The sequence below is a fragment of the Sphingomonas sp. Sph1(2015) genome (assembly GCF_001970915.1).
In the GTDB taxonomy this organism is placed as follows: Bacteria; Pseudomonadota; Alphaproteobacteria; order Sphingomonadales; family Sphingomonadaceae; genus Sphingomonas; species Sphingomonas parapaucimobilis.
This window is the reverse complement of the sequence record NZ_MQUI01000015.1, coordinates 72,140-80,170: the sequence shown is the minus strand read 5'-3', so window position 1 is coordinate 80,170 and position 8,031 is coordinate 72,140. Positions and strand designations below refer to the sequence as shown.

Below are 8,031 nucleotides of genomic sequence, written 5' to 3'. Positions count from 1 at the left end.
TATGAGGACCAGGACGCGCGGATCTCCATCTTGGCCAATGACCTTGCGTCAAAAGGCCGGATACGTTTTCGCAGACTGATCAGAATAGCTGACACAAACCGCTTGCCGACGGGGCGGGCCATACGTTTCCGACCGCAGCCTGTACAATTTCGGGCTGAACGTCAGCAGCGACGTGTTCGGCGGCAATGCCGTGCGCGCCCGCGCGCGCAGCGCCGATTACGGCGTCCGCGCGGCGCAGGCCGCCGAACAGGCCGCGCGCAACGAAGTCGGCCAGTCGCTCGCCGCCACGCAACAGCAGATCGCCGGGCTGTCGCAACTGCTCGGCACGCTGGCCGAACGGCAGGACAATATGGTCGAGACCGGCAAGCTCTATCGCCTGCAATATCTCGACATGGGCACGCGCACCCTGGTCGACCTGCTCAACGCCGAACAGGAATTGCAGCAGGCGCGCTTCGATGCGGTCAACACGACCCACGACCTGCGGCGGCTGGCGATCGAATGCCTTTATTATTCGGGCCGGGCGCGCGACGATTTCGGGCTGACGGGCACCTCGATCCGGGGCGTGACGCTATGAGTGGCCCGACCCAGCCACAGACCGATCCGCTCGCCTGGATCGACATGATGGGGCAGGTCGCGCGCCATTACCGCATGCCCTTTGCCGAGCAGCGCGCGCGCCTGACGACCCTGTGGCAGGGCGGCGGCGACGAAGAGGCGCGGGTCCGGGTGCTGGCGCGGGCAAGCGGCCTGTCGGTCCGTTTCGTGGCGCCGGGCGCGATGCGGCTGACAAGCTGGCGGCTGCCAGTCATCGCTTGGCTGAACGATGGCGAGCTGGCGCTGATCACCGGTATCGACGCCGATGGCCAGGCGGTCTTCTCGGTCGCAGGCGAGGAGGGGCAAAGCGCCCAGCGTCCGCTGTCCACGCTGGTCGAACAGACGCGCATGTTCGTCGTCCCCCGCCCCGCCCGCTCGGCGAAGGATATCCGGGTGGACAGCTATATCCGCCCCTTCGAGGAGCATTGGCTCCGCCGCCTGCTGCTTCAGGACATGAAGGGCTATGGCCATGTCGCCATCGCCTCGGTCGTGACCAACTGCCTGGGGCTGGCGGGGGTGCTGTTCTCGATGCAGGTCTATGACCGCGTCGTCCCCGCCCAGTCGATGCCGACGCTCTACATCCTGTTCATTGGCGTCATTCTGGCGACGGGGTTCGACTTCGTGCTGCGCCGCTTGCGCGTCGGGATCACCGACATTCTCGGCAAGCGTGCCGACCTGCGCCTGTCGGATGTGGTGTTCGGCCATGCGCTGCGGGTGCGCAACCGGGCGCGGCCGACCTCGACCGGCACCTTCATCGCGCAGCTTCGCGATCTGGACCAGGTGCGCGACATGCTGACCTCCACCACGGTCGCGGCGGTGGCGGACCTGCCCTTCTTCTTCCTGTTCCTGGTCATCCTGGCCTTTATCGGCGGCTCGCTGGCGCTGGTGCCGGTGGTGGCGCTGATCGCCCTCCTCCTGCCCAGCCTGCTCGCCCAGCGCCGGTTGCGCGCCTATGCGACCGAGTCGATGCGCGAGACCTCGCTGCGCAATGCCCTGCTGATCGAGTCGGTACAGGGGATCGAGGATATCAAGACACTCCAGGCCGAGGAGCGTTTCCAGCGCCAGTGGAACCACTGCAACGCGGTGGCGAGCGAGGCGCAGTTGCGGCTTCGTGGCCTGACCGCCAGCCTGTCGACCTGGGCGCAAAGCGTGCAGAACGCGGTCTACGCCACCGTCATCTTCGTCGGCGCGCCTATGGTGATCGCTGGCGACATCACGACCGGCGTGCTGGTCGCCACCTCGATGCTCGCCAGCCGGATGATGGCGCCGATGGGACAGGTGTCGCACCTGCTCGGTCGTTATCAACATGCCAAGGTCGCGGCGAACAGCCTGGACCAGATCATGGGCCTGCCCGTCGACAACCCGGATGCCGAGCATCGCATCCCCCTGCTCTCGGTGGACGGCCGCTTTGCGCTTCGCGGTGCGGTGTTCAGCTACGCCGATCCCAATGCCCCCCCTGCGCTGACCGTGCCGAAGCTGGAGATTGCGAGCGGCGAGAAGATCGCGCTGCTGGGCCGCAACGGTGCGGGTAAATCCACGCTGTTGCAGGGCCTGTCGGGCATGTTGCAGCCGGTATCGGGCGAGATCCTGCTCGACGACCTCGCTTTGCACCAGATCGATCCCGCCGATGTCCGCCGCGACGTCGCGCTGCTCACCCAGAACAGCCGGTTGTTCCACGGCACGCTGCGCGAGAACCTGACCATGGGCGCGGTGACGGCCAGCAACGAGACGATCCTCGCCGCGCTCGACATGGTGGGCGCGATCGACTTCATCCGGCGGTTGCGCGACGGGCTGGAGCATGTCGTGCTGGAGGGCGGGCTGGGCCTGTCGGGCGGCCAGCAACAGGCGCTGCTGCTCGCGCGTCTGCTGATCCGCCAGCCGCAGGTCATGCTGCTCGACGAACCCACCGCCGCGATGGACGAGGCGGCCGAGCGTCTGTTCATCGATCGTTTCCGCGCCTGGGGACAGGGCCGCACCGTCATCGTCGCGACGCACCGGATGCGCGTGCTCGAACTGGTCGACCGGATCATCGTCATCGATCAGGGCCAGATCTTGCTCGACCAGCCCAAGGCGGCGGCGCTCGCCACCATGCAGGGTGCGGCCCGGAAACAGACCGGCCGGAGCCAGGCGGCATGACCGCGCTGACTCATCCCGTCGACCTGCCCTTCGCCGATGAGGGCGCAGCACCTTTGCTGGCGGCCAAGCGGATGAACTGGGCACTCGCCGCGCTGTTCGTCGTGTTGCTGGTCTGGGCCTGGTTCGCCAAACTCGACGAGGTGGCGACCGGCACCGGCCGCGTCGTGCCGACAAGCCGCGAACAGGTGCTGCAATCGCTGGAGGGCGGCATCCTCGCCAAGATGCTCGTTCGCCAGGACGACATCGTGAAGCCGGGCCAGATCCTCGCCCAGCTCGACCCCACGCAAGCCGGATCGACCGTCGAGGAAAGCGCCGCCAAATACCGCGCCGCGCTCGCTGCCCAAGCGCGGTTGCAGGCGGAGGTGAACGGCACGCCTTTGACCTTCTCGCGCGAACTGGATGCCTTCCCCGCGCTCAAGGCCGAGCAGCAGCGGCTCTACGATGCCCGCCGCCGCAGCCTCGCCAGCTCGATCGGGCTGATCGACGAGTCGCTCGCGCTGATCGGGCGCGAGGTCGGCATCGGCGAATCGCTGATCGAGGTCGGCGCGGCCAGCAATGTCGAGGTGCTGCGCCTGAAGCGCCAGCGTGCCGACCTCGACCTGAAGAAGTCCGACCTGCGCTCGCAATATATCGTCGAGGCGCGGCAGGACCTCGCCAAGGTCAGCGAGGAGGTGGAGGCCCTCGCCCCGGTGGTGCGCGGCCGTTCCGACACGCTGCAACGCCTGACCCTGCGCTCGCCGGTGCGCGGCGTGGTCAAGAATATCGAGGTGTCGACCATCGGCGGCGTCGTGCCGCCGAACGGCAAGATCATGGAGATCGTGCCGCTGGACGAACGCCTGCTGGTCGAAGCGCGCATCCAGCCGCGCGACATCGCCTTCATCCGCCCCGGCCAGCGCGCCAGCGTCAAGATCACCGCCTATGACTATGCGATCTATGGCGGGCTGGAGGGCAAGGTCAGCAGCATCTCGCCCGACACCATCCGCGACGAGGTGAACCCGGACGTCTATTATTACCGCGTCTTCGTGCGCACGAGCGCGGACTCGCTGGTCAACAAGGCGGGCAAGCGCTTTCCGATCGTGCCCGGCATGATCGCCACCGCCGATATCCACACCGGCAGCAAGACCGTGCTGCAATATCTCCTGAAGCCGCTCAACCGCGCCCGCGAAGGATTGCGCGAACGATGACCGGCCCGCCCCGCTCCTCCCATCCGCCGCCATGCCATCGACATGACCGTCCATTGCCCCAAGCCAAGGATCACCTCATGCCCAAGGAACTTGCCGCTTTCTATCACCCCCCCGCCCATCGCGGCATTCGGCCACCCGCCATGCGCGAGGTCGGCCCCAGCCTGCTCGATCTGGCCCGCCAGACCCAGGCGATGCGCGCCACGACCGCACAGTTCTTTCCCCGCGACGTGTTCCGCGACTCCGCCTGGGACATGATGCTGGAGCTGTTCATCGCCGATCAGCAGAACCGGCCGATCTGCGTCAAGGAACTGATCCTCGTCTCGGGCGAAAGCGCGACCAGCGCGCTGCGCCGGATCGACCGGCTGGAGGGGGCGGACCTGCTGCGGCGGCGCACCGACCCGGCGGATCACCGGCGCCTGGCCGTCACCCTGACCGACCGGGGCATCGATGCGATGACGGCGATGTTGCAGCATTTGTATCTGACGATGGGCAATGGCACGCATCGGGGCACGGAAACGCGCCCCGACTGATCCGCCCTATCCGTGCGATGCGGGCCGCGCGTCGCCCGCATCGTCCCCATGATGGCCGAGCGCTTGTGAAATACGGGCGGTGGTTGCGACCAGGATCTGCGTCGCCTCCGCGATGGAGCATTGCTGCGATCCGTCGATCGATTCCAGAAAGGGGATGGTCAGCGCCGCCATGCAGTCGCCGCCGAAACCGAAGATCGGCGCGCTGATATCCGTCACGCCGCGCGTGATCGGGCTTTCGCGCAGGCCATGGCCCTGGACGCGCACCCGCTCCAGTTCCCCGGCCAGCGACACGCGGTCGATGGCCCGGCCCTGCGCCGCCTCCGCCCGGTCCAGGATGCGCCCCAGTTGCGCTGGCGCGGCAAAGGCGAGGAGCACCTTGCCCGAACAGCTGGTGACGATATCGATCGACGCGCCCATGCGCAGGGCGAAACCGCGCGTGCCAGGATTTTCCTCGCGCGCGATGACCAGCCCCGCTCCGCCCTCGATCACCACCAGGTGACAGGACTGGCCGACATGCAGCGCCAGCGACTGCATCTCGGGCAGCGCCGCGGCGGTCAGTTGCCGCGCCGGCGTGGCCCGGTACGCGATGTCGAGGAATTTGTAGGTGACGCGGTAGCGATCGTCGACCGGCGACTTTTCAAGATAGCGCGCTTCCTCCATCACCACGACGATGCGGAACAGTTCGCCCAGCGAGCGGCCCAGCGCGGTCGCCATCTCGCTGACCAGCATCCCGCCCGGATGGTTGGCCAGCAGTTCGATGATCAGGAACGCCTTGTCCAGCGCGGGTGCGGCATAGCTGCCCCTGCGCGTCCGCCCTTCGCTCGCCTTTACCCCGTCGCCCGTCATATCGTCCCTCACCGATCGAGGATTAGGGCGACGGCCCGCCCCGGGCAAGCGATGTTGCCCGGAGCCGCCGGTCCGCTCAGGCGATGGTGATGATCGCCTTCAGCACCGAATCCGCCTCGTCGATCAGTTGGGGCAGGCGCGTCGGCGCCTCGTCCAGCGTCAGCGTGTGGGTGCGGATCGCGTCGGTCGGCACCGCGCCGCTGCGGATGCTGGCGATGACATGGTCGAAATCCACCGACAGCGCGTTGCGGCTGGCGACCAGCGTCGTCTCGCGCTTGTGGAATTCGGGATCGGGGAAGACCAGATCGTCCTTGCAGACGCCGACCAGCGTATAGCTGCCGCCATGCGCGACCCAGTTCAGTCCGGCGCGCATCGCATGGATGTTGCCGGTGGCGTCGAACACATGGTCGAACATCTCGCCCCCCGTCATCCCGGCCAGCGTCGCGCCCAGCGCATCGTCGGCGACCACGCCCTCGCCGAAGCCCAGATGGTCGCGCGCATAGGCCACGCGCGGCGCGCGCGTGTCGACCAGCACGATCCGACCCGCCCCGGCGATCCGCGCGAACAGCGCCGCCGCGATGCCAATCGGCCCGGCCCCGATCACCGTGACGCTCTCCCCCTCGGCGACGCCCGCCCGGCGCACCGCATGGGCGCCGATCGCCAGGAACTCGACCATCGCCGCCTGGTCGAGCGACAGGCCGACCGCATCGATCACCGCGCTTTCGGGCACCGCCAACAGCTCGCACATGCCGCCATCGCCATGTACGCCCAGGACGCTGATCCGGGCGCAGCAATTGGGTTTGCCCCGGCGGCAGGCGCGGCAGGTGCCGCACGCGATATAGGGGTTCACCGTCACCACCTGGCCGACCGTGAAGGCCGAACCCTCTGGAACCTCGGCGATTTCGCCCGCCAGCTCGTGGCCGATCAGCCGGGGATATTCGAGGAACGGATGCTTGCCGCCATAGATATGATAGTCGGTGCCGCAGATTCCGGCACGGCGCATCCGGATCAGGACCTCGCCTTCTTCCCGCACCGGCACGGGCCGATCCTCGACGCGAATGTCATGCGGCTGGACACAGACCAGTGCCTTCATTGCGACCCTCTCCAGATTCCTATATGCGATTTCACTCTCACATATGCCATTGCTGGCTTGGGATGGGAACGCTAAAACATCCTGCGGCGGATGGGACGCAAAGAATGGGTCCTACCGCCCTGGAGAGAGGAGGCCCGAATTGGCCCGACGCCTGTGTTTCGCCCTGGATCTGGTCGCCGATGCCGGTCTGATCGCCGAATATGAAAAGGCCCATGCCCCCGGCGCGGCCTGGCCGGAGGTGACCCGGGCGATCCGAGCCAAGGGATTCCTGTCGATGGAGATCTGGCGCACCGGCGACCGGCTGTTCATGATCGCCGAGGTGGCCGACGACTTCCCCCATGCCATCCCCGCCGAACTGGCGGCTGTCGACGCCAGATGGGAAGCCACGATGGACCGTTTCCAGAAAGCCCTGCCCCATGCCGCGCCGGGCGAAAAATGGGTGGGCATGGACCGCATCTTCTCGCTGGACGCGCCATGAGCGAGGCGGGCGTCATCCTGCAATTCGGCACCAGCCGCTTCCTGCAGGCGCATGTCGACCTGTTCGCCGAGGAGGCCCGCGCCGCCGGGCAGGCGGTGCCGCCGATCGTCATCGTCCAGACCACCCGCGACCCCGAGCGCGCGCGGCGGCTGGCCGGTTTCGCCGATCCGGCTGGCTTTCCCGTCATCCTGCGCGGCCTGCGCGACGGCACACGTGATGAGCGGACCATCCAGGTGCGCAGCGTCCGCGAAGGGCTGAGCGCGGCGGACGACTGGGACCGGCTGGTCGATCTGGCGGTTGGGGCGGTGACGCATATCGTCTCCAACACCGGCGACAGCGGCTATGCCATCCCAGACGAAGATCGAACCGCCCCCGCCCATGGTCAGGTGCCAGTGAGCTTTTGCGGGATGCTGACCGAATTGCTGCACCGGCGATGGCAGGCGGGGCGCGCGGGCGTCACCTTGCTGCCCTGCGAACTGGTGGTGCGCAATGGCGACGTGCTGCGCGCTACTATCCTGGGCCTGGCGCGGGATCAGGGACGCGAGGTGGCGTTTCTCGACTGGCTGGAGCGGGAATGCGTCTGGGCCAACACCCTGGTCGACCGCATCGTCAGCGAACCGCTCCATCCGGCCGGTGCGGTGGCCGAACCCTATGCCCTTTGGGCGATCGAACGCCAGTCGGGCCTGGCTTTGCCCTTCCCCCATCCCGACATCGTCCTGACCGACGATCTGGAGCGGTATGAGCGGCTGAAGCTGCACATCCTCAATCTCGGCCATAGCTGGCTGGCGGCGCGCTGGCATGACGGCGGCGGCGCGGCGGACCTGACGGTCCGCGCGGCGCTGGCGGATGCGGACACGCGCGCGGCGCTGGAGCGGGTGATGGCGCAGGACGTGCTGCCGGGCTTTGCCGCGCACGGCATGGCGGAGGAGGCGCGCGCCTATATCGCGACGACGCTGGAACGCTTCGCCAACCCGTTCCTCGACCACCGGCTGTCCGATATTTTCCAGGGGCATGCCGCGAAGATCGACAAACGGATCGGCGGCTTCATCCGCTGGATCGATGGCTCGGGCGAGACGGTGGCGATGCCGGAGTTGCGGGCGCTGGCGACGCACCACGCCTGAAGCTTCCCCACTGCCGTTCAGCCTGAGCGAAGTCGAAGGCTATAATGGGATG

8 protein-coding genes are annotated in these 8,031 nt (G+C 67.6%); 6 read left to right on the top strand and 2 right to left on the bottom strand.

Annotated elements, in window-relative coordinates:
• Positions 1-88: 88 nt before the first annotated feature.
• The 4 genes from BSZ14_RS08540 (at position 89) to BSZ14_RS08525 (ending at position 4,441) form a co-directional block, all read left to right on the top strand.
• On the top strand, positions 89-574 hold the full coding sequence (locus tag BSZ14_RS08540) for a TolC family protein (RefSeq protein WP_338012083.1): 486 nt from the start codon (positions 89-91) through the stop codon (positions 572-574).
• Positions 571-2,727 carry a type I secretion system permease/ATPase gene (locus BSZ14_RS08535; RefSeq protein ID WP_076710592.1) on the top strand — a complete coding sequence of 719 codons (2,157 nt, stop codon included), beginning with the start codon at positions 571-573 and terminating at the stop codon, positions 2,725-2,727. The genes BSZ14_RS08540 and BSZ14_RS08535 overlap by 4 nt, the downstream gene beginning before the upstream one ends.
• Positions 2,724-3,911: an HlyD family efflux transporter periplasmic adaptor subunit gene (locus BSZ14_RS08530; RefSeq protein ID WP_076710591.1), complete on the top strand. Its 1,188-nt coding sequence runs from the start codon at positions 2,724-2,726 to the stop codon at positions 3,909-3,911. The genes BSZ14_RS08535 and BSZ14_RS08530 overlap by 4 nt, the downstream gene beginning before the upstream one ends.
• A 77-nt stretch (positions 3,912-3,988) precedes the next feature.
• On the top strand, positions 3,989-4,441 hold the full coding sequence (locus BSZ14_RS08525; RefSeq protein WP_076710590.1) for a winged helix DNA-binding protein: 453 nt from the start codon (positions 3,989-3,991) through the stop codon (positions 4,439-4,441).
• Between the two features lie 6 nt (positions 4,442-4,447).
• On the opposite strand, the gene BSZ14_RS08520 is transcribed toward BSZ14_RS08525, so the two are convergent.
• Both BSZ14_RS08520 and BSZ14_RS08515 read right to left on the bottom strand, forming a co-directional pair.
• Positions 4,448-5,299, bottom strand: coding sequence for an IclR family transcriptional regulator (locus BSZ14_RS08520; protein ID WP_338012081.1), 852 nt, complete (start codon positions 5,297-5,299; stop codon positions 4,448-4,450).
• Positions 5,300-5,363: 64 nt separating this feature from the next.
• On the bottom strand, positions 5,364-6,380 hold the full coding sequence (locus BSZ14_RS08515) for a zinc-binding alcohol dehydrogenase family protein (RefSeq protein WP_076710588.1): 1,017 nt from the start codon (positions 6,378-6,380) through the stop codon (positions 5,364-5,366).
• A 139-nt stretch (positions 6,381-6,519) separates the two neighbouring features.
• Here BSZ14_RS08515 and BSZ14_RS08510 point away from each other — a divergent pair, with 139 nt between their 5' ends.
• Positions 6,520-6,858, top strand: a complete 339-nt coding sequence (locus BSZ14_RS08510; RefSeq protein WP_076710587.1) for an L-rhamnose mutarotase — start codon at positions 6,520-6,522, stop codon at positions 6,856-6,858.
• Positions 6,855-7,979, top strand: coding sequence for a D-mannonate oxidoreductase (locus tag BSZ14_RS08505; RefSeq protein WP_076710586.1), 1,125 nt, complete (start codon positions 6,855-6,857; stop codon positions 7,977-7,979). Before BSZ14_RS08510 ends, BSZ14_RS08505 begins: the two co-directional genes overlap by 4 nt.
• The last annotated feature ends 52 nt before the right edge of the window (positions 7,980-8,031 follow it).